General features: G+C 64.6%; 17 protein-coding genes. 8 read left to right on the top strand and 9 right to left on the bottom strand.

Features of this window, described 5'->3' with window-relative positions; translation table 11 throughout:
• Positions 1-40: 40 nt before the first annotated feature.
• The 8 genes from flbD to HDIA_RS20980 form a co-directional block, all read right to left on the bottom strand.
• Complete coding sequence (gene flbD / locus HDIA_RS21015; protein WP_099559069.1) at positions 41-1,420, bottom strand: sigma-54-dependent transcriptional regulator FlbD; 1,380 nt, start codon at positions 1,418-1,420, stop codon at positions 41-43.
• Positions 1,421-1,485: 65 nt separating this feature from the next.
• Positions 1,486-1,761, bottom strand: a complete 276-nt coding sequence (fliN, locus tag HDIA_RS21010) for a flagellar motor switch protein FliN (RefSeq protein WP_425432960.1) — start codon at positions 1,759-1,761, stop codon at positions 1,486-1,488.
• Between the two features lie 62 nt (positions 1,762-1,823).
• Positions 1,824-2,603, bottom strand: a complete 780-nt coding sequence (locus HDIA_RS21005; protein ID WP_099557927.1) for a FliH/SctL family protein — start codon at positions 2,601-2,603, stop codon at positions 1,824-1,826.
• Positions 2,604-2,630: 27 nt separating this feature from the next.
• Positions 2,631-3,668, bottom strand: a complete 1,038-nt coding sequence (gene fliG, locus HDIA_RS21000) for a flagellar motor switch protein FliG (protein ID WP_245884313.1) — start codon at positions 3,666-3,668, stop codon at positions 2,631-2,633.
• A gap of 32 nt (positions 3,669-3,700) precedes the next feature.
• Entirely contained in the window at positions 3,701-5,344 is a 1,644-nt protein-coding gene (fliF, locus tag HDIA_RS20995; protein WP_099559068.1) for a flagellar basal-body MS-ring/collar protein FliF, read from the bottom strand.
• Positions 5,345-5,968: 624 nt separating this feature from the next.
• Positions 5,969-6,244, bottom strand: a complete 276-nt coding sequence (gene sciP / locus HDIA_RS20990; protein ID WP_099557925.1) for a CtrA inhibitor SciP — start codon at positions 6,242-6,244, stop codon at positions 5,969-5,971.
• 342 nt (positions 6,245-6,586) lie between these two features.
• Positions 6,587-7,246 (bottom strand): flagellar hook assembly protein FlgD, encoded by a 660-nt coding sequence (locus tag HDIA_RS20985; RefSeq protein ID WP_099557924.1) that lies wholly within the window; start codon positions 7,244-7,246, stop codon positions 6,587-6,589.
• A gap of 38 nt (positions 7,247-7,284) precedes the next feature.
• On the bottom strand, positions 7,285-9,819 hold the full coding sequence (locus tag HDIA_RS20980) for a flagellar hook-length control protein FliK (RefSeq protein WP_099557923.1): 2,535 nt from the start codon (positions 9,817-9,819) through the stop codon (positions 7,285-7,287).
• A 343-nt stretch (positions 9,820-10,162) separates the two neighbouring features.
• Here HDIA_RS20980 and HDIA_RS25480 point away from each other — a divergent pair, with 343 nt between their 5' ends.
• The 4 genes from HDIA_RS25480 (at position 10,163) to trhO (ending at position 13,576) form a co-directional block, all read left to right on the top strand.
• A complete protein-coding gene (locus HDIA_RS25480; protein WP_157775762.1) occupies positions 10,163-10,522 on the top strand; it encodes a hypothetical protein in 360 nt (119 codons plus the stop codon).
• A gap of 119 nt (positions 10,523-10,641) precedes the next feature.
• Entirely contained in the window at positions 10,642-11,832 is a 1,191-nt protein-coding gene (gene mnmA / locus HDIA_RS20975; protein WP_099557922.1) for a tRNA 2-thiouridine(34) synthase MnmA, read from the top strand.
• Between the two features lie 231 nt (positions 11,833-12,063).
• On the top strand, positions 12,064-12,747 hold the full coding sequence (locus HDIA_RS20970; RefSeq protein WP_099557921.1) for a class I SAM-dependent methyltransferase: 684 nt from the start codon (positions 12,064-12,066) through the stop codon (positions 12,745-12,747).
• A gap of 37 nt (positions 12,748-12,784) precedes the next feature.
• On the top strand, positions 12,785-13,576 hold the full coding sequence (trhO, locus tag HDIA_RS20965) for an oxygen-dependent tRNA uridine(34) hydroxylase TrhO (RefSeq protein WP_099557920.1): 792 nt from the start codon (positions 12,785-12,787) through the stop codon (positions 13,574-13,576).
• 54 nt (positions 13,577-13,630) lie between these two features.
• Here trhO and HDIA_RS20960 read toward each other — a convergent pair whose 3' ends face one another.
• Positions 13,631-14,089: a response regulator gene (locus HDIA_RS20960; RefSeq protein ID WP_099557919.1), complete on the bottom strand. Its 459-nt coding sequence runs from the start codon at positions 14,087-14,089 to the stop codon at positions 13,631-13,633.
• A 656-nt stretch (positions 14,090-14,745) separates the two neighbouring features.
• Here HDIA_RS20960 and HDIA_RS20955 point away from each other — a divergent pair.
• From HDIA_RS20955 to HDIA_RS20940, 4 genes are all read left to right on the top strand, one after another.
• The gene (locus HDIA_RS20955) at positions 14,746-15,357 is read left to right on the top strand and encodes a hypothetical protein (protein ID WP_099557918.1); all 612 of its coding nucleotides are present in this window, start codon (positions 14,746-14,748) and stop codon (positions 15,355-15,357) included.
• 122 nt (positions 15,358-15,479) lie between these two features.
• Complete coding sequence (locus HDIA_RS20950; RefSeq protein ID WP_099557917.1) at positions 15,480-17,162, top strand: methyl-accepting chemotaxis protein; 1,683 nt, start codon at positions 15,480-15,482, stop codon at positions 17,160-17,162.
• A gap of 681 nt (positions 17,163-17,843) precedes the next feature.
• The gene (locus tag HDIA_RS20945; protein WP_099557916.1) at positions 17,844-18,872 is read left to right on the top strand and encodes a 2-dehydropantoate 2-reductase; all 1,029 of its coding nucleotides are present in this window, start codon (positions 17,844-17,846) and stop codon (positions 18,870-18,872) included.
• Between the two features lie 193 nt (positions 18,873-19,065).
• Positions 19,066-20,208, top strand: coding sequence for a Re/Si-specific NAD(P)(+) transhydrogenase subunit alpha (locus HDIA_RS20940; protein ID WP_099557915.1), 1,143 nt, complete (start codon positions 19,066-19,068; stop codon positions 20,206-20,208).
• The last annotated feature ends 99 nt before the right edge of the window (positions 20,209-20,307 follow it).

Below are 20,307 nucleotides of genomic sequence, written 5' to 3'. Positions count from 1 at the left end.
CTGCCGTTTTCCGGGATATTTTCGTTTTCCTGGATTTGCCCTACGCCACCGCCGAGCGCACCTCGCCCGGCGCGGGGATGTCGAGCCCGGCGTCGGAATATTCGTTGAGCTTGTTGCGCAGCGTGCGGATCGAGATGCCGAGGATGCGGGCTGCGTGGGTGCGGTTGCCGAGGCAATGGTCGAGCGTATCGAGGATCAGGTCGCGCTCCACGTCGGCGACCGTGCGCCCGACGAGCGCGCGGGTGACGGCCTCTGCGGTCGCGGCGGCGCGTGCGGCGTTGCTGTCCTCGGCGCCGGCCCCGGCCGCGCCGCCAAGGCGGGAGCCGTCCGGCGAGCGGATCGCATCGATACCGATTTCGTCGCCGGTCGCCAGCAGCACCGCGCGGTGAATGGTGTTCTCCAGTTCCCGCACGTTGCCGCGCCAGGGGGCGGCCATCAACTCGCGCTTGGCATCGGTGGAGATCGGGCGGGCCGGCAGGCCGTTGATCTCGGAATACTTGCGGGCGAAATGGTCCGACAGCGCCGAAATGTCGGCGGTGCGCTCGCGCAGCGGCGGCAGCTTCAGGTTCACCACGTTGAGGCGGTAGAGAAGGTCCTCGCGGAAGGTGCCCTCGCGCACGGCATCGGCAAGATTGCGGTTCGAGGTCGCGATGATGCGGATGTCGACCGGCACGGGCTTCTGGCCGCCGACGCGGTCGATGACCCGCTCCTGGATGGCGCGCAGGAGCTTGGCTTGCAGTCGAACGTCCATCTCGGAGATTTCGTCGAGCAGCAGGGTGCCGCCAGTCGCTTCCTCGAACTTGCCGATGCGGCGGGCCACGGCGCCGGTGAAGGCGCCCTTCTCGTGGCCGAAGAGTTCCGATTCCAGCAGGTGCTCGGGGATGGCGGCGCAGTTGACCGAGACGAAGGGCTTGTCGGCGCGGCCCGACTTGGCGTGGACGTGGCGGGCCAGCACCTCCTTGCCGGTGCCCGATTCGCCGGTGATCAGGACCGAGGCTTCCGACGGGGCGATTTGGTCGGCGAGCTTGACGACCATGGCCATGGCATCGTCGCGCACGACGAGGTCGCGGCTTTCGGCCGAGACGGCCGAGAGGACTGCTGCGATGAGCTCGGCATCCGGCGGCAGCGGGATATATTCCTTGGCGCCGGCGCGGATGGCATCGACGGCGGCCCTCGCATCGGTCGCGGTGCCGCAGGCGACCACCGGAATATGGATGCGCTCGGCCTCAAGGCTCAGGATCAGGGTCGCGATCGGCAGGCCGACATCGATCATCACGAGGTCCGCGCCCCGGCCCGAGCGCAGGGTCCGCATCGCCATGTCGATGCTGTCGGCATGCACGACCGCCGCACCCTTGTCGAGCGCGATCCGCGTCGCGGCCGTGAGCTGGCCAGACAGTGTTCCGACGATAAGCAGTCGCATGGTCTTCATTCCCTCGGGGTAGCCTTGCCGGCGCGGTCCGCTTCGCGCCCAGGCAGGCAATGGCCTCATTTGTCAGACTTGATGATCTCGGTCATCGTCACGCCGAGCCGGTCCTCGACGAGCACGACCTCGCCGCGGGCCACCAGACGGTTGTTCACAAAAATGTCGATCGCCTCGCCGACCTTGCGGTCGAGTTCGATCACGGTTCCGGTCGACATCTTCAGGATGTCGGAGACGGGCAGACGGGCGCGGCCGAGGATCGCCGAGACGCGCACGGGGACGTCGAACACGGCCTCCAGCTCGTTGGCGGCGTGGGCCTGGTTCGGATCCTCGTCGTCCATCTCGGCCCTGCGCGCGACCTCATGCTCGTCCAGCGCCAGACCGCCTTCTTCCTCTTCTTCGCTCATGCCGTTTCGGACCTGTTCATGCGCCGCCGCGCGGCGCGTTCTTCTCTCGAAATCGCCTTGCTGTCCGGCTCGTTGCCGGCCGCCTCACCGGCGGCTTCTGCCGACGTGCCGCTTGCGGCTTTTCCCGCCGCAAGACGGGCTTCCTCTTCCATTCCGACGATATGCAGGTCGATGGCGCGCGAGACCGCTTCCTCGCAGTCCGCGCGATTGAGAACGATCCCGCCGTCCGCCCAGTCGATGCGGCAGTCGCCGCGCTCGATACTGTCTTCGCCAAGAATGACGAGCCGGCCCTCGAAGCCGCGCTCGTGCGCGAGTTTCTTCAGTTCGGCGCCGATCGGCTCGGCGTCATCGGCGCTCAGGCGCACCACCAAGTGCGGGGTCTGGCGCAGCGGCGCGAGCGCCTCGGTAATCACCGACATGATAGCATCCCTTGGGTGCATGTCGACGAGTTCCCGCGCAAGCTGGCGTCCGATGACTTCGGCAAGCTGCAAAGCGTCCTTTTCGATGCGCAGGCGCTCCGTGTCGAGAATGGCGAGGATCGACTGCGCGGCCGAGGCGAGGCGGGCGGCCTCGTCGGCGAGCCGGCCGGCGGCCTTCACCTCCGCGTCGTTGCGACCCTCGACGACGCCGCGCTCGTGCGCGCGCCGCACGGCGTCGGCCATCAGGGCCTCGTGCACGGAGACCTCGATCATCGGAACCTTGGGCGCCTCGGGCTCCGGCGGCGGGGGCGGGGCGGCAAAGTCATTGTCGAACATGAAGCGGGCGGGCGATGCCATCAAATGATCCTTTCGCGAGACCAGTCGTCAGTAGACGAGCTCGTCCTCACCCTTGTTCTTGGTAATCATGATCTCGCCCCGCGCGGCGAGATCCTTGGCGGTGTTGATCATGGACGACTGCGCCTCGTCGACGTCGCGCAGGCGCACGGGGCCAAGAGCCTCCATGTCTTCCTTCAGCAGCGCGGCGGCGCGGGTCGACATGTTCTGGAAGAAGAAGTCGCGCACCGTGTCGTTGGCACCCTTGAGCGCCAGCGCCAGCTTGTCCTTTTCCACCGACCGCAGCATCGTCTGGATCGAGGCGGCGTCGAGCTTGCCGAGGTCGTCGAAGGTGAACATCAGGGTCTTGATGCGATCGGCCGAGTCGCGGTTCTCGTCCTCAAGGGCGGTGAGGAAACGGGCCTCGGTCGTGCGGTCGAACTTGTTGAAGATCTCGGCCATCAACTCGTGCGAATCGCGGCGCTGGGTCGTCGACAGGTTGGACATGAACTCGATGCGCAGGGTCTGCTCGACCTTGTCGAGAATGTCCTTCTGCACGGCTTCCATGCGCAGCATCCGGTTCACCACCTCCAGCGCGAATTCCTCAGGCAGAATCGAGAGCACCTTGGCGGCATGCTCGGAGCGGATCTTCGACAGGACGACGGCGACGGTCTGCGGATATTCGTTCTTCAGATAGTTGGCGAGCACGTTCTCGTGCACGTTGGAGAGCTTCTCCCACATGTTGCGGCCGGCCGGGCCGCGGATTTCCTCCATGATGGAGGAAACCTTTTCCGGCGGCAGCACGGAGGAGAGCAGCCGCTCGGTGGTGTCGAGGTTGCCGGTCAGAGCGCCGGTCGAACTGACCGAGGTGACGAACTCGACGAGGAGTTCGTCCAGCATCTTCGGCGTGATCGGGCCGATCCGCGACATGGCGATGGAGATCGCCTTGACCTCGCTTTCGTCCATCAGGCCCCAGATCGGCGCTCCGAACTTCTCGCCGAGGGCGAGCATGATCACGGCAGCCTTCTCCGGGCCCTGGAGAATGCGGCTTTCGGAGTCCGAGGAGACCGTCAGCCCGTTGGCCGACATGGCCTGGACGAGATTGGATGCGGCAGCCATGGTCAGGCGGCCTCCAGAAGCCAGTTACGGATGATGATCGAGGCCTCGATCGGGTTCTCGTCGACGAGCTTGCCGACCTTCTTGATCTCGACCATCTGGGCTTCGCCCTGAGCCTGGGCCTCATCGATGCGACTGACTTCCGATTGCGCCTCGATGGCGGTGAGCTCGCCGCTCTGACCTTCCACCAGGGGAACGATGTTGCCGTTTTCGTCGACCATGGTCGCCGACTGGTTGGTGATGGCGACGTGCTCGGTGATGCGCTCGGGCGAAAGGATGCGCTTGACCAGCGGGCGCACGGCGAAGAGCAGGACCAGCAGGGTCATGACGCCCATCACGCCCAGTTCCGCCAGCCGCATGATGTCGGACTTGTCGAAGTCGAACAGGCCCGGCGCGATGCCGTCGACCGGCAGGGAGGGCGGCCCTTCGGCAAAGCGCAGGTTGACGACCTCGATCTGGTCGCCCCGGTCCTGGCTGTAGCCCATGGCCGTGCGCACGAGCGCGGAGATGCGGTCGAGCTCCTCCTGGGTGCGCGGCGAATAGACCATGTTGCCGTTGGCGTCGGGGGCATAGCTGCCGTCGACGAGGACAGCGACCGAAAGGCGCTTCAGGCCGCCGGCCTCGACCACTTCGGTGCGCGAGGTCTTGGAAATCTCGTAGTTGACGACCTCCTCGGTCTTGCTGGTCTGGTCCGTCGGGCTCTGGCCGTCGTTGCCGTTGCCGCCGTTCGGCACCTGGTTGCCGACGGTGACCTCGCCATTGGGGTTGACCGTGGAGGAGTTTTCCTCGCGGTTCTGCGAGGAGCGGACAACCTGGCCATCCGGATCGAAGTGATCCTCGGTCTGGGTGACGCGGTTGAAATCAAGCTCGGCGCTGACCTTGACGCGGGCGCGGCCGGGACCGACCACCGAGGCGATGATCTCCTCGATCTTGTTTTCCATCCGGTTCTGGTAGGAGGTCGTGCGCTCGTCGAGGTTGGAGGCGAAGAGGCCCTGGTCGTCGCCGTCCTCGCCCGAGGCGAGCAGGCGGCCGGTTTCGTCGACAATCGAGATGCGCGAGGGCTGAAGCCCCGGAACGGCCGAGGCGACGAGATGCTGGATCGCCCGGATCTGGGCCGTCTCGAGCTGTCCGCGGGTTTTCAGGACGACGGAGGCGGTGGGCTTTTCCGCATCCTTCTTGAAGAGCTGGCGTTCGGGAAGGACCAGATGGACGCGGGCCTGCTCGACGCGATCGAGGGCGCGGATCGTGCGGCCGAGCTCGCCTTCCAGCGCGCGCAGATGATTGACGTTCTGGACGAAGCTGGTGGTGCCGAGGGCATCGGACTTGTCGAAAATCTCGTAGCCGACGCCGCCGCCGGTCGGCAGGCCGTTTTCGGCAAGCTGCATGCGCAGCTTGAGGACGTCGGCATCGGCGACAAGGATCGTCTTGCCCTCTTCCCTGAGTTCATAGGGAATGTTCAGGCTGTCGAGTTCCTTGACGACCGCGGACGAGTCCTCGAAGGACAGGCCGGAATAGAGCGGGGCCATCTGCACTTCGTTGAAGCGCATGATCATGAAGGCGAAAAAGGCGACGAGGCCGAGCGCGACCGCGCCCATGGCACCCAATCGTGCCGGTCCCATCGACTTGATGACGTCAAATAGCCCGTTCACGCCCCACTCCAATGCCTCTCGGAAACGATCCGTTCTTGTCGTTGAGCCGATTTCCCGCGGCTCTGCCCTCTTGATGCCGGAGCACCGGATTGTCCGAAAACCGCGTCCATCCCCGTCATCGTGGAGACAGGCGTTTCGGCCCGATGCTCTGGCCGGATCGGCCGGATGCGCCGCCTACTGCGAACGCGATGGCGAACCCGTTTCCCGAACCCGGCAATAATTTCCCCCCAACTCGGTAAACAAGTTGTTAACGCCCGACGGAACAAGGCGTTTTGAATGGCCCTTGCGGCCCGAAATCCGGTCCATGGCTCAACCGGAAACCCGGCAATTTTTGCCTATCGGGGCGCCGGGAGCACAAACCAGGAATTATTTTTGTCAGAATGAGAACGATTGCGCGGCGGACGGAAGGGCCGCAAAGGACGACAGCGAGCCCGCGTCGGCGGTGCCGCAATCCGGTCCCACAATCCGATGTCGCGGCCGTTTCTCTGTCCAAGACGCAAAAAGGGCGGCTTTCCGAGGAAAGCCGCCCATTTGGCTGTGCCCGTTCCAGTGAAACGCATTTACCCGTCGGACTGCTCGGCCATGTCGTTGGGGCTTTGCAGGCGGTCGCTTCCGGTCGGTTCGTCAGGGGCGATACTGCTGGACCCGCGTTGCGCGCAGACCAGCAAGCCCGTGCTTGTCGATCGACTGCTGCCAGGAGAGGAATTCCTCGACCGTCAGCGTATAACGACTGCAGGCCTCCTCCAGAGACAGCAGGCCGCCGCGAACGGCAGCGACTACTTCTGCCTTGCGACGGATCACCCAACGCTTGGTGTTTTCCGGCGGAAGATCTGCGATCGTCAGCGGACTACCGTCTGGGCCGATCACATATTTTACGCGCGGACGTATTTGCTCGGTCATCGTACTCTCACACTGAACTCGACCTGTCCAGTTGTGGAAACTACACCGCGCGACTTAAAAATAGCCTAACTGGCTGGCAACAATTCAGTAATAATCATAATGACTTGAGGCGGGAAATTTGAAGTGATTTCCTAACGAATGGTCAAGCATGTGGCCCGTTATGGTGAAGGTCCGGTTGCGACCACACCGCCATGGCGGAAAGCCCGAGGGGCCGCCCCGGAACGACATTTGTCGCGCACCGTCAACATCTTGGAGCGATCAGACCTGCCGGCCAACGCCTTCGGCGCGGCGTCCCTTCGGGGACACCGCGTTAAGGCTTTGGCGATTTTGGTTGATATTCGTTCAGTTGTTGACGGAAAGCACACCGCTCAGCGGAACCGACGAACCGTTTACCACAAGATAGGGCTCGGACCCGGAAACGTCGACGGCCGAGACCTTGCCCTTGACCTGGGTCGTGACGGGGACGGACTTGCCGTCGGAATCGGTCGCCGAGAAGGAGATCGTGTAGTTGTCGCCTTCGGTGGCCTCGCCGCCGTTTCTCGTCGTGCCGTCCCACGTATAGGTGTTGGTTCCGGCATTCGCCTTGATCTTGTCGTTTGCGACGACAGCACCCGCGGAGTTGGTGATGGTCACGTCGACCGTCTCCGCATCGTTGCCCATCGTGTAGGTCCACTGGGCGCTGCCGCCCGACAGCTGCGTCGTATCGGAGAGCGCGGTGACGGATTTTCCGACGTAGTTGACGAGGTTGAGCGCGGCGCTCGCCGACAGGGCGGAGAGCATGTCCTCCAGATTCGAGTTGGTCTCGATCTGCTGTTCGACCGACGAGAAAGCCGTGAGCTGTTCGGTGAACTTGTCGGCGTCCATGGGGTCGAGCGGGTTCTGCGTCGTCAGCTGCGTCGTCAGCAGCGTCAGGAAGGTATCGTAGTTCGACAGCAGGGAACTGGCCGCGTTCGCCGACTTTGTCGTCGACGAGGAGGGGCTGCTCAGTGCGGAAACGTCCATGGTGACTTCCAGATGGTTCGGTTGCTGTCAAACGCGCATCAGACCCTGAGGTCGATGCGTCCGTTGGCCTTGGCGGTGTAAGCGGCGACGATCTGGGCGCTGGCCGGCGTCTCTGCTGCCTTTGCCATATCGACCGGGCGAGGGCCGCGGTTGTCGCGATCCTCCTGGCGATCGTGCCGGCTGTCCCCGGTGCCGTCGTCGCGCAGCGAGAAGGAGAGGGTGTCCTCGCCGGCTTCCAGGCCGGAGTCGCGCAGGGCCTGCTCCAGATGGCGCTGGTCGCGCATCATCATGTCGAGCGTCTCCTTGCGGTCGACGACGATATGGGCGTGGGTGCGGCCATCGTGGTGGATATCGAGCCGGACCTCGACGCGGCCGAGGTCGTCGCCCTCGATATTGATGTCGAACTTGCTCTGGCCCGTGAGGGCGGCGCCGGCCATCTGGCTGGCGATTTGCTGCACGGGCAGGGATGGCGGGGTCGCCGTCGTGGTCGCAGTGGCGGTGCCGAGGGGTGTCGTCGTGATGGTCGAGGGCGACTGGCGGCCGAGCAGGGAGGCAAAATCGTCGCCAGTCGGTTTCGACAGGTTGTCACGGCGGCCCGAGGCAGCCTCCGCCATGCGACGCGCAAAGGCGACCGCCGCATCGCTGACGCCGGAGACCGGCGCGCGCACTCCCTCCGCACGGGAGTTCGCTTCCGCACCCGCGCGGGCGGGCGTGGACTGGGTGGTGACGCCGTCCGCATCGACCGCGTCGCCATCGCCGGCCGATGCCTTCTCGGTCGAAGCCGTGGAGGTCGGCCGTGCGTTGGCCGCACCGGGCGCGGCGCTTGCCGCCAATATGGCTCCGGCCTGCGTCGCGGCCTGCTGCGAGACACTCGCGGCGGATTGCGTCGACGTGCCGGCCGGGGCGGTCTGGACCGCGGGGTCGGGCTGGCGGGGCGCTGCGTCCAGATGGCGGACGCGCACGGTCGCCGTCAGTCCGTCGTCGACCTGGACCTGCTTGCCGGCATCCGCGTCCGGCGTCTTGGCAGGGGCCTGCTCCTGGATCACCGTCACTTTCGACAGATCGGGCGCCGCATTCGTCTGGGATGCGTCTCCGGCGGCATTGACGGCCGCCACGGGAGACTGGGCGTTGGCGTGCTGGGCCGCGGTGGCCGAGGCATGGCTCGCGCCTTGCGCGTGCGGCGGCATCGGCCGTGCCTCAGGGCGGGGTTCCCTGGGGCCCGGCGCCGCCGCCTGATCGGTCGCGGGCTTCGACGCCGCCGTCTCGGCGTCGTCGACGGATGACATGTCGATCAGGCTGTCCGCGGCAATTTCCTGGACGGGTTCTTCGACAGGAACGTCGACAGCATCGGTCGGGACAGCGTTCTCCGTGCCGTCCGGGACGTCAGCATATTCATTTGAAGCCGGTATAGCCGCATCGCCGTCCGCGGAAACCGCGACCGTTTTATCGGCGATCGTGCCAGTGCCGCCGGTGTCGCCGGTTGCGTCGGCGTCTGCCGTCGCGGCCTGTTCGGGGGAGGCAACCGGTGACGTGGGCAACGGCGCCGGTGACGCGGGCTCGCGGGGCTGGGAAGCGCTCTCGGCGAGAGGCGGCGTCCCTGCGTCTGTGCCGGATGACTGATCGGCGGCAACCGGCGCCGCTTCGACGGGCGCCGGCGCGGGCGGGATGGCTGCGGCAACCAGATCGAGCGACGTATCGTCCGGCAGTGCCGGCTCGTCATCATTCGGCGAGGCCGCGTCCTGCTCGTCCGTGGCTCCGTCCGCCTCGTCGGACGCTTTGGCATCGTCCGTCCCGGCTGACGTTTCGGCATCGTCTGCGGCAGCGCTCTGCTCTTCTGGCAGCGCCGGCGGAGTGGGCGGGAGATTGTCCGGAGCCTCGTCCGTCGCAGCCGCGGTCTCGTCGGTGCTGGCCGAGGCATTCGGCGTGTCGCCGGCAGGGCCTTCCGCATCGGCTGCGACCGGGAGAGGCGCGGGAGGGAACACTTCCTCTGGCACCGGTGCCGGGGCAGGCTGTTCCGGTGGCAGGGCAACGTCGGTTGCCTCGCCATCGGCGGCTGCGGCCGGCGCTTCCGCGTCGTCCGTGCTGGCGGCATCGGTTGCTGCGGTGTCGTCCGATGCCGGAGAGGTCTGCGTGCCGGTTGCTTCGGGCAAGGCGGTCTCTGCGGCGTCAGCCAGCGCGTCGTCGGACTGTGTGGTCTCGGGCCCTGCGGCCTCGGACTGCGTGGTCTCTGGCTCGGTGACCTCAGACGATGTGGCGTCGGACGATGCGGCGTCCGTCTGGGCGGTTTCCGATCCGGTGTCAGCGGCGCTGGCGTCCGCAACGTCGGCGGGGGCGTCGCCGCCATCCGTTTTCCGGTCGGCGCGATGTTTGTCGCACGGATAGGCGCGGCGCGTGCTGGCAAGTGCCTCGGCTTCGGAACGATCGGGTGCGTTGGCCCCGGCGGTCGCCTGCTGCGTGGTGTCGTCGATGTGGTCCGCGCTGGCGGCGTTCGTCTCGGCGCTTTGCGGCTTCTCGGCGTCCTTGGTTGGCCTTGCGTCTTTGGCCTCCGCAATGTCGGCCGACTTGGACCGCACCTCGTCGACGGCATGCCGCTCGGACCGGCCGGCGGACGCTCTTTCTTCTGCGCGGGACTGCCGGTCGGTCCGGTCAGCCCGGTCAGGTCTGGCCGTACGGTCATGACGATCCTGGCGGACATCGGCCCGGTCCGCGCGGTCGTCGGACCTGTGCCTTGATTGCGAGGTCCTGTCCGGGCGGTCTTCCCTGCGAGCGGCGTGCCTGTCCACCGTCTCGTTCGTGGCCGCCGATCGTCCCCTGGAAAGATAGGTCCCGAAGTCGCCGCGACCGGTCTCCCTTTGGGCAGGCGCATTGCCGGACGCGATCGCGCTTCCCACATTGGGAGCGGTAGGAGCGACTGGTTTGGGTGCGGCCGGCGCGATGGTCATGGTGTTCCTCGAATTGGCATGTGATCCACGCAATCGACAGGCCAGTTTTCCGGCTTTTCATAAGGGTCTGGAAAACAATGTTTTTGCCGGGCGGGCGCCAGCAGGCTGCCTATTCGGAGGCGGGTTCACCGGCGCCAGAGGGCAGACCTTGCCGGGAGCGTGGGAAAAAACTGCCGTCCCGGCTGCTCAAGCCATCGCGCTTTCGGGCGACCGTTTCGCCGGATCGCGTTTGGTGTTATTGGAAGGACGAAGAATGCCGTGCCGCCGCGTGGAAGAGAGAGAACCGTTTTCGCTGGGCCTTGCCCATCTGTCCGGTTCCGCCTTCGGGGCGTGAAGCACGGGGCGCCTTGCTCGTCCTGCCTTGTGTGACGTTGCCTGCCCGGTGGTCGACAACGCGTCCATGCGCCGAGAGAGTTCGAGAGCGCCAGATATTGGGTCCGAATGAGGAAAAGCATGTTGAACAGCCTCGATCTGCCGGGTCGGCCCGAGGACACACGCGTCGTGGTCGCCATGTCCGGCGGCGTCGACTCGTCGGTCGTCGCGGGACTGCTGAAGCGTGAAGGCTATGATGTCGTCGGCATGACGTTGCAGCTTTACGATCACGGCGAGGCCGTGCATCGCAAGGGCGCCTGCTGCGCCGGCCAGGACATCCACGACGCGCGCGAGGTCGCCGCTTCGCTCGGCATTCCGCATTACGTCCTCGACTATGAAGAGCGTTTCAAGAATGCGGTGATCGACAGCTTCGCCGAGAGCTACATCCACGGCGAGACGCCGATCCCCTGCGTTGCCTGCAACCAGACGGTCAAGTTTTCCGATCTTCTGGAGACCGCGCGCAATCTCGGCGCGGCGGCGCTGGCGACCGGCCACTATGTCCGCTCGGTCCAGGTCGGAGACCATCGCGAATTGTGCCGGCCGGTCGACCTCGACCGCGACCAGAGCTATTTCCTCTTCGCCACGACTCGCGATCAGCTCGATTTCCTGCGATTTCCGCTGGGCGGGCTGACCAAGGCCGAGACGCGCGAGATCGCCCGCAGCCTGGGCCTCGTCGTCGCAGACAAGCATGACAGCCAGGACATCTGCTTCGTGCCGACCGGCAAGTATGCCGACGTCATCGAACGGCTGAAGCCGGGCGCTTCCGAGGGCGGAGACATCGTCCACGTCGACGGGCGCGTGCTCGGCCGGCATGACGGCATCATACATTATACTGTGGGGCAGCGGCGCGGCCTCGGCATCGCGCTCGGCGAGCCGCTCTTCGTGATCAAGCTCGACTCGGAACGCCGGCAGGTGGTGGTCGGGCCGCGCGAGGCGCTGCTGACCGGGCGGCTGACGCTGCGCGACGTCAACTGGATTGGCGACGGCGCACTGACCGACCTGCCGCGCGAGGGCCTTGAAATCTACGCCAAGGTCCGCTCGACCCGGCCGCCCAAGCCGGCGCTGCTGTGCCATGAGAATGGAGCGGTGCACGTCGACCTTTTCGACGGCGAGCAGGGCGTTGCGCCGGGACAGGCCTGCGTCTTCTACGATTCGCTCGACGACGGCGCACGGGTGCTCGGCGGCGGGTTCATCGCGGCGACCTCCAGCCGTTTCGACGCCCAACCGGCGCGGCAGCCGGCGGACCGCCTGGTTTCGGCGGCGTCAGGCTGAATGGCTACCTCGTCCCCGTTTCCGCGCCAGCTTTCGCGGTGCGGCAAGTCTTCACGGGTGATGAAGGCGGACCGCTGGGGCCAGGAGGCGATTTTGGGCCTTTCGAACCGTTGAAAGACCGACCCCATTTCCTCTATCAAGAGTGAAAGGGAACAATCCCGCATTTCAAGCGGTTGCGAGACGGGAGCGGGTGCGCGTTCGCGCGGCCCGGTCGCGGGGAGAGGACAGGACATGCAGGAAAGGTCCAGCAGCGGTCGTGGCCGGCGACTCGATGGCTCGGCGGCGGTTGCCGACTCTCGTATTTGCGAGACCGAGGTCGTCGCGGCCTATGCCCGCTGGGCGCCAATTTATGATGCGGTCTTCGGAGCCATCATGGATGGTGCCCGGCGCAACGCGGTTCAGGCCCTGCCACGAGGCACCACCAGCGTTCTGGAGGTCGGCGTCGGCACGGGTATTTCGCTGCCGCTCTATTCCGCCGGAACCCGGGTCACCGGGATCGATCTCAGCCCCCACATGCTGGAGATTGCCCGCAAGAGGGTGGCCAAGCGCCGCCTGACGAATGTCGATGGCATTCTGGAAATGGACGCCTCGGCTATGTCCTTCGAGAGCGGGTCGTTCGACGCCGTGATGGCGATGTATGTGATGACCGTCGTGCCGGATGCGGAGGCGGTGATGGCGGAGATGCGCCGGGTCGTCCGCCCGGGCGGACGGGTGCTCATTCTCAGCCATTTCGCATCCGAGAAGGGACTTTTGGCCCAGGTCGGGCAGCTGCTGACGCCGCTCTGGCACCTTCTTGGCTGGAACGCGCGCATCACCTCCGGATCGTTGATGGACATGAAGGGCCTGCGCTTCGTGTCGCGCCGTCCTGCCGGTCTGTCGGGCTTCTACAGTCTCCTTGAGTTCGAGGCGGTCTGACCGCCGGCGAATTGCGGGGAAATCGGAGTTTCTGGAATTGGCCGTGAAGGTCGCCGCTCTCTATCAGTTCGTGAGCCTGCCGGATTGCGAGGACCTGCGCTCGCATCTCGACGCCTTCTGCCGGGACCGAGGCATCCTCGGCACCCTTCTCCTGGCCGAGGAGGGGATCAACGGCACGGTTGCCGGTTCCGACGCGGACGTTGAAGCCCTCATCGCAGAACTGCGGCATGGCGCCGCCTTCAAGGGACGGCTCGATCGGCTGGAGTTGAAGTTCTCGCAGGCGGAAACCATGCCGTTCGGCAAGCTGAAGGTGCGCGTGAAGCCCGAGATCGTGACCATGCGCGCGGAACGGGCCGATCCTCTTTCGCAGGTCGGAACCTATGTCGAGCCGGCCGATTGGAACGCCGTCATTTCCAGCGACGATGTCGTGGTCATCGACGTGCGCAATCATTTCGAGGTCGAGCATGGCAGCTTTCGGGGCGCGGTCGACCCTATGACCGGCTCCTTCAGCGAGTTTCCCGCCTATGTGACGGCAACGCTGGATCCGTCGCGGCATCGGAAAATCGCGATGTTCTGTACTGGAGGCATCCGGTGCGAGAAGGCGAGCGCCTACATGCTCGCCGAGGGCTTTGAGGAGGTCTACCACCTGAAGGGCGGCATCCTGGCCTATCTGGAACAGGTGCCGGAATCGCAAAGCCAGTGGGAAGGCGGATGTTTCGTGTTCGATGAGCGCGTGGCGCTCGACCACGGGCATTTCGCCGGAGAAGAACCGTCCGGTGCCGAGGCAACGACACAGGGACGTATCGCACAGGCCGGCGCGAAGAACTGAGGGCGAGAGCGAGCCCGCCGTTCGCAGGTCCGGGCCCCAATCGCATGCCCCGGCCTATGTGCGCGGCAGCATCGATGCGCCGAACCAGAAATCCTTGATCGTCGAGACGATGAACATGAACTGGCGCATGTCGAGCGGCTTGGTGATGTAGGAATTGGCGTGGCGGTTATAGCTGTCGTTGATATCCTCGGGCAGATCCGACGTCGTCAGGACAATGACGGGAATGCGCCGCAGGCTTTCATGCTGCTTGACGTGTTCCAGCACCTCACGGCCATTGCGCCGCGGCAGGTTGAGGTCCAGCAGAATGATGTCGGGGCGCGGCACCGAGGGATCGTGCCGGGACACCTTGTCGAGATAGGTGATCGCCAGTTCGCCGTCTTCGGCGATGTTGATGCTGTTGCCGATATCGGCCATCCGGAAGGCTTCGCGCGTCAGCACGATGTCTCCGGGGTTGTCCTCGACAAGGAGGATTTCGATGTTGCGGGGGGTGACGATCTGGGCGTTGGCAGTCATGGCCACACTCTCTTTGTTATGACAGCCAGTCCTCATCCCCGCGGTCTGCGGCATGCCGGGGATAATGGTGGCTTTGGACCAGTAGTGCTCCGGTGTTTCGGCTGGTGTCACCGCAAGTATCGCGCATCACGATGGCCTTTCTGTAGCAACGTCGTCTTCCGACGACCTGTCGGATGTCACGGATGCGGTCGTCGGGAGAGGCGATTGCGGCAACGAACGCGTGCATGGACGAGCAATCTTTCGTTGTCAACGCGTTCAATCTGCTTGGATCGGTTGCAGGGACGCCTGTTTTTGACCTCCATCCCGTTGGGCCGGATATACTGCCGGATAGCGCGGTATGGCCGATCTTTACGAACGGCTCGTTTACCGTCGCAGCATACTGCAATTACGGCGTAGTTGAAATGTCGTTCTGTTTTCTTGTGAATCGGTTGAAATTTATATAAAAAATTTAATTAGTTGAATTTTATTTAGTTTTAGCGATTACGTAGTTAATTGAATTTCGTGAATACATACTCCTGTTCGAAATATATTTCTCGATGAAAAAACGTATTACAAATATAATTTCAAGCTTAAGTAGTTTTCTGTAGCCGGTTCGTTTCAATTTACTGGACGTTAATCGGCTCATTCTATCTCTGCCTTAATGTAAGGAGGCAGGTATGCAACAGATGCGTTTGGTGATTTCGGTGGCCGCGTTGATGCTTTCGGGAACTCTGGCCTTAGCGGAGCCGCCGCAGCCTGATTTCAAAGCGCTTCTGACGCCGTCGGTGATGAAGGACATCAAGGGCTGGGTCGAGACCGACATTGTCCGGGTCTCTGTCGCGGCGCAGAATGACCGGTTGCAGAAGCTCGAACAAGCCAAGATCGACGAGCTCGATCAGCAGTGGCGCAAAGAACGCGAGATGGACGACAAGCCGCTGATCGCGGCGACGCTGTCCAACCCCCTCTCGATCTACCTGACGCGCATGCAGGGGCGTTCGATCGGCCTTTACGCCGAAATCTTCGTGATGGACCAGAACGGCCTCAACGTCGGGCAGAGTTCGATCACCAGCGATTTCTGGCAGGGCGACGAAGCCAAGTTCCAGAAGACCTATGATGTGTCGAAGGATGCAGTCTTCGTCGACGATCCGGAATGGGACGACGACAGCAAGATCTGGCGCGGCCAGGTCAGCTTCACGCTGACGGACAGTTCCGGACAGAACGAGATCGGCGCGGTCACGGTCGAACTGAACCTGACCGAGTTGCAGCGCCGTGAGGCATTCGGCACATAGCGAGCCGCCCGTCCGGCGGCCTGCGTCTCCGAGGCCCGCCGGTGTGAAATTTCTCGCGGCTCCCATGCGTGGGGCCAACGAGAGCGGCTTCTGTGCAGCCCTATCGACAAGAGAAGACGATCATGCTCAAGAACATATCGGTCAGTGCGAAAGGCTTTGCGGCATTCGGGATCCTGGCCCTCATCGCCATCGGAACCAGCGCCATCATTCATTCGCGCGCGACGACAGCGACCACCCTCGTCGAGAACAACCTCACCCTGGTCGACCTGCTGTCCGACACCGGTGAGCTTTCCGACGATGTCACGGCCGCCAATCTGGCCCTCAAGAATTTCCTCCTGACCGGAAATCGCGACTTCGTCACGACCTATCAGGACGTCAGCGGCAAGATCGATGCCCAGTCCGCAAGGCTTGAAGAGCTCTACGCCGCCGAGGCGCCGGGCGAGCTGAAGACGCTGCAGAACGCCAAGGCGTCTCTCGATACCTGGCGGTCGTCGGTCGTGGAGCGGCAGATCCAGCTGATGCGCGACCCGATGACGGTCGATCTCGCCCGCGCGATCGAACTGACCGGCGAGGGTGCAAAGCTTCTCGGCGCCTTCAACAGCGATATCGGCAGCGTCGAGGCAGCGCTGCAGCAGCGCGGCAAGGTCGCCTCGGCCGACCAGAAGTCGGCTCTTCATTCGGTCGAATCGATCAGCCTTCTTGCGGCCGGTCTGGTGGCGCTTTTCGCTGCCGGCCTTGGCTTCCTGAACTTCTACCTCGTCTCCAAGCCTCTCAGCAGACTGGCCGATGTGACCTCGCGCCTCGCGAATGGCGATCTCGATGTCACGCTCGCCAAGGCGGGCAGCGACGAGATCGGCCAGATGACCGACGCGCTTGCCGTCTTCCGTGAGGGGTTGTCGCGGTCGCGGGCTCTGGAAATGCAGTCCAGCGAGCAGCGTCGGATCAACGAGGAAGCGCGCAAGGTCGACATGGCCCGCGTCGCGGACGAACTTCAGGAGACCGTCGGCTCGATCGGCGAGGAGATCATCGCCGCCTCCCGCGCGCTGAACGAGACGGCCCGCTCGCTGTCGGAGATCGCGTCCGCCACCACGGATCGCGCGATGTCGGTTTCGAGCACCGCCGAGGAGACCACAGCGAACGTGCAGACCGTTGCCAGCGCTTCGGAGGAACTTTCCGCCTCGATCAACGAAGTCAGCGGCGCTGTCCGCTCGTCCTCGGAAATCGCCAACAACGCGGTCAAGGAAGTCGAGCGCTCCAGCGAGGCCATCGATGCCCTCAACACGGTCGTCGACCGGATCGGCGACGTCACGACGCTGATCAACGACATCGCCGCCCAGACCAACCTGCTGGCTCTCAATGCGACCATCGAGGCGGCGCGGGCCGGCGAGGCGGGACGCGGGTTCGCGATCGTCGCCCAGGAGGTGAAGGCACTTGCCGGGCAGACGGCCAAGGCCACCGAGGAGATCGACCGCGAAATCCAGGCGATGAAGTCGGCCGCCATGGTGTCCATGGAAGCCTCGCGTTCGGCCAGCCAGTTGGTCGCCGAAATGTCGGAGCGTTCGAGCACGATCGCGGCGGCCGCCGAGCAGCAGAACGCCGCGACGGTCGAGATCGCACGTAACGTCAACGAGGCGGCGACGGGCACGCGCGATGTCGCGCAGTCGATCATCAGCGTCAGCGAGGATGCCCGGCGGACGGGCGAACTCAGCACCAACATGCAGGAAGCCGTCGAGGCGCTGTTCCAGCGCGCGGCCCTTCTCGGCGACACGATGACGAAGGCCCTGGAGCGGATCAAGGCGGCCTGAGGCCTGCCGGAAATCGTCCCTGGTTCCCCATCGGACGCCGCGGTCAGCCAATCGGCTTTCCGCGGCGTTTTCATTTAAATTTCAAGCCTTTTCAGAAAATATGCAACGCAGCGGCCTGCCATGGCCGTGGCCGCGCCGAATGCCCGAAACGCGCGGATTTCCGGCGGCTTTTGCCTGCGACAAATGCGCTCCCAGACCGGATTCGGCCGTTGTGCGCCGTCCGGCAGGATTGACAGTCGGGTATCTTCTGGCATCTTGCATACCACAGAAAAGAAACTCGACTAAGTCGATTGGGGAGGCAAGTCATATTGCCGTTATCGGTTTACGGAAGACAAAGGATCTTTCGCAAGGACCGATGAGGACGGATTTCTTGTCAAAGGCCGGTTTCACGGTCGTCAATCTCTCTCGATGCGAGCGCGACTTTTGGCGCGTTGACGTGGCATACTTAATACGTGCTGATGCCGATGGGTTTTGCGCCTGTGGGCTTGGTCATGCGCATCGTCTGGCGACCTGGCGAGTTGAGGAACAGGGCTTGTTTTCCGGGGGGAGGTGCTGCCCCCGCGTGGTCGTTGGACCGGGCGGGCAGCACACCGGAGCGAACCAGAAGAGCATGGGTCTTCGTTCGGACCGCGACACCGGCGACGGACAATGCTCCAGGCATGACCAGGAAGGAATTTCGTGATGAAGGTATGCATTTTCGGCGCGGGCGCTATCGGGGGATACATGGCGGTCATGCTGAAAAGGAGCGGCGTCGACGTCTCCATCGTGGCGCGCGGTCCGCATCTTGAAGCGATCAAGTCCAACGGTCTGAAACTGATCATCGACGGCGAGGAAATCGTCGAGGCGATGCCCGCGACGCGCGATCCGGGCGAACTCGGTCCGCAGGATTATGTGATCAGCGGCCTCAAGGCGCATCAGGCCTGGGAATCGGCCGAGCAGATGGTTCCGCTGCTCGGGCCTGATACGGCCGTGGTGACGGCGCAGAACGGCGTGCCGTGGTGGTACTTCTACGGCCTCGACGAGAAGTTCAAGGATCTGCGTCTTCAGAGCGTCGATCCGGGCAACCGCCAATGGAACGTGATCGGACCGCAGCGGATCATCGGCTGCACGGTCTATCCGGCGACCGAGATCATCGAGCCGGGCGTTATCAAGCACATCTACGGCAACCAGTTCGGCCTCGGCGAGCCGAACCGGACCGAGAGCGCCCGCGTCAAGCGGCTCGGCGATGCGCTCGATGCCTGCGGCCTCAAGGCGAAATACTATGACGACATCCGCGACGACATCTGGATCAAGCTGTGGGGCAACCTCTGCTTCAACCCGATCTCGGCGCTGACCCGTGCAACGCTCGACGTCGTCGCGACGGATGCCGGTACCCGGGAGCTTGCCCGCAAGATGATGCTCGAGGCCCAGGCCATCGGCGAGCATTTCGGCGCCTCGTTCCGCGTCGACGTCGAACGCCGCATCAACGGAGCGGCCAAGGTCGGTGCGCACCGCACCTCGATGCTGCAGGACGTGGAAAGCGGCAAGGTCATCGAGCTGGACGCGCTGCTGACGGCGGTCCAGGAAATGGGCCGGCTTGCCGGCATGCAAACGCCCTTCATCGACTGCGTGCTGGCTTTGGCACAGCAGATGGCGCGGGTGCAGGGGATCTATCCATGCTTCCCCGAGGCAGAGGTGGTCGAAGAGCCGAAGGTCAAGGCGATCGCCTGAGCTTCGGCGCGCACTCGCCGCGCGGCGCCTCTTCATGGCGCTGCCGCGGCGTGCGGCTGTGGGGTTTCAAGGTATCGATTGAAATGAATGCCAGGCGGTCTCCGCCCGGCAGGGTTCTTTGCTGCCTGCTTCCGCCCAATCGTGGGACGGCGGCGAAGACGAGGGTTCAGGAAACGGGAAGGTAGGACGAACGATGAAGCTCGTGGTCCCTAAAGAGGTTGCATCTGGCGAGGGCCGCGTTGCGGTGGTTCCGGATGTTGTGAAGCGTTATGTCGGCCTTGGTGCCGAGGTGGTTGTGGAGACGGGCGCCGGTGCGCTGTCGCGGATACCGGACGGCGAGTATGAGGCGGCGGGGGCGAAGATCGCCGGCTCGGCGGCGGACACCTATGCCGGCGCCGACGTGGTGCTGAAGGTGCGCCGTCCCGAGGCGGAAGAGCTTGGCCTGATCCCGAAGGGCGCGCTGGTGATCGCCACCATGGACCCCTATGGCCACGAGGACGCGGTCAAGGCGATGGCGGAGGCCGGGCTCGTCGCGGTGGCGATGGAGTTCATGCCGCGCATCACTCGCGCGCAGGTGATGGACGTTCTGTCGTCCCAGGCCAACCTTGCCGGCTACCAGGCGGTGATCGACGCGGCCGAGGTCTACGACCGGGCCTTCCCGATGATGATGACGGCGGCGGGCACGGTGCCGGCGGCGCGCGTCTTCGTGATGGGCGCGGGCGTTGCCGGCCTGCAGGCGATCGCGACCGCCAAGCGCCTCGGCGCGGTGGTGTCGGCCACCGACGTGCGGCCGGCCTCCAAGGAGCAGGTGGAATCGCTCGGCGGCAAGTTCATCGCGGTCGAGGACGAGGAGTTCAAGCAGGCCGAGACGGCGGCGGGCTACGCCAAGCCGATGTCGGCCGAGTATCAGGCCAAGCAGGCCGCCCTCGTTGCCGAACACATCAAGAAGCAGGACGTCGTGATCACCACGGCGCTGATCCCGGGCCGGCAGGCGCCGCGGCTGGTGACGGCCGAGATGCTCGCCTCCATGCGGCCGGGCTCGGTGCTGGTGGATCTGGCGGTGGAGCGCGGCGGCAACGTGGAAGGCGCGGTCGCCGGCGAGATCGTCGAGATCGGGGCGGTGAAGATCGTCGGCCACAGGAACGTGGCGGGCCGCATCGCGGCGACGGCCTCGCAGCTCTATGCCAAGAACCTCTACGCCTTCGTGGAGACGCTGGTCGACAAGGAGGCCAAGGCGCTCAAGGTCGACTACGAGGACGAACTGGTGAAGGCGACGGTGCTGACGCGCGACGGCGCGGTGGTACATCCGGCGTTTGCGCCGAAAGAGGCCGCGTAAGGGGCCTTCTAGGCAAGGAGGCGGGGGCGCCGGCTTCGGCGCCCGGCCCCCTCGGCGGGTCTTGCCGGGCGGCCATCTTCCTCGGGGAGGGGGGCTTCC

The sequence above is a fragment of the Hartmannibacter diazotrophicus genome (assembly GCF_900231165.1).
GTDB lineage: Bacteria > Pseudomonadota > Alphaproteobacteria > Rhizobiales > Pleomorphomonadaceae > Hartmannibacter > Hartmannibacter diazotrophicus.
This window is presented reverse-complemented; position numbering and strand designations above follow the sequence as displayed.

Excerpts from the sequence above, each read along its gene's own strand:
- HDIA_RS20950 (WP_099557917.1), top strand. The coding sequence starts at position 15,480 with ATGCTCAAGAACATATCGGTCAGTGCGAAAGGCTTTGCGGCATTCGGG.
- sciP (WP_099557925.1), bottom strand. The coding sequence starts at position 6,244 with ATGACCGAGCAAATACGTCCGCGCGTAAAATATGTGATCGGCCCAGAC.
- HDIA_RS20960 (WP_099557919.1), bottom strand. The coding sequence starts at position 14,089 with ATGACTGCCAACGCCCAGATCGTCACCCCCCGCAACATCGAAATCCTC.
- fliN (WP_425432960.1), bottom strand. The coding sequence starts at position 1,761 with ATGGACGACGAGGATCCGAACCAGGCCCACGCCGCCAACGAGCTGGAG.
- HDIA_RS20945 (WP_099557916.1), top strand. The coding sequence starts at position 17,844 with ATGAAGGTATGCATTTTCGGCGCGGGCGCTATCGGGGGATACATGGCG.
- HDIA_RS20970 (WP_099557921.1), top strand. The coding sequence starts at position 12,064 with ATGCAGGAAAGGTCCAGCAGCGGTCGTGGCCGGCGACTCGATGGCTCG.
- HDIA_RS21005 (WP_099557927.1), bottom strand. The coding sequence starts at position 2,603 with ATGGCATCGCCCGCCCGCTTCATGTTCGACAATGACTTTGCCGCCCCG.
- HDIA_RS20955 (WP_099557918.1), top strand. The coding sequence starts at position 14,746 with ATGCAACAGATGCGTTTGGTGATTTCGGTGGCCGCGTTGATGCTTTCG.
- HDIA_RS20985 (WP_099557924.1), bottom strand. The coding sequence starts at position 7,246 with ATGGACGTTTCCGCACTGAGCAGCCCCTCCTCGTCGACGACAAAGTCG.
- fliG (WP_245884313.1), bottom strand. The coding sequence starts at position 3,668 with ATGTCGGCCAACGGGCTGACGGTCTCCTCGGACTCCGAAAGCCGCATT.
- flbD (WP_099559069.1), bottom strand. The coding sequence starts at position 1,420 with ATGCGACTGCTTATCGTCGGAACACTGTCTGGCCAGCTCACGGCCGCG.
- HDIA_RS20940 (WP_099557915.1), top strand. The coding sequence starts at position 19,066 with ATGAAGCTCGTGGTCCCTAAAGAGGTTGCATCTGGCGAGGGCCGCGTT.
- mnmA (WP_099557922.1), top strand. The coding sequence starts at position 10,642 with ATGTTGAACAGCCTCGATCTGCCGGGTCGGCCCGAGGACACACGCGTC.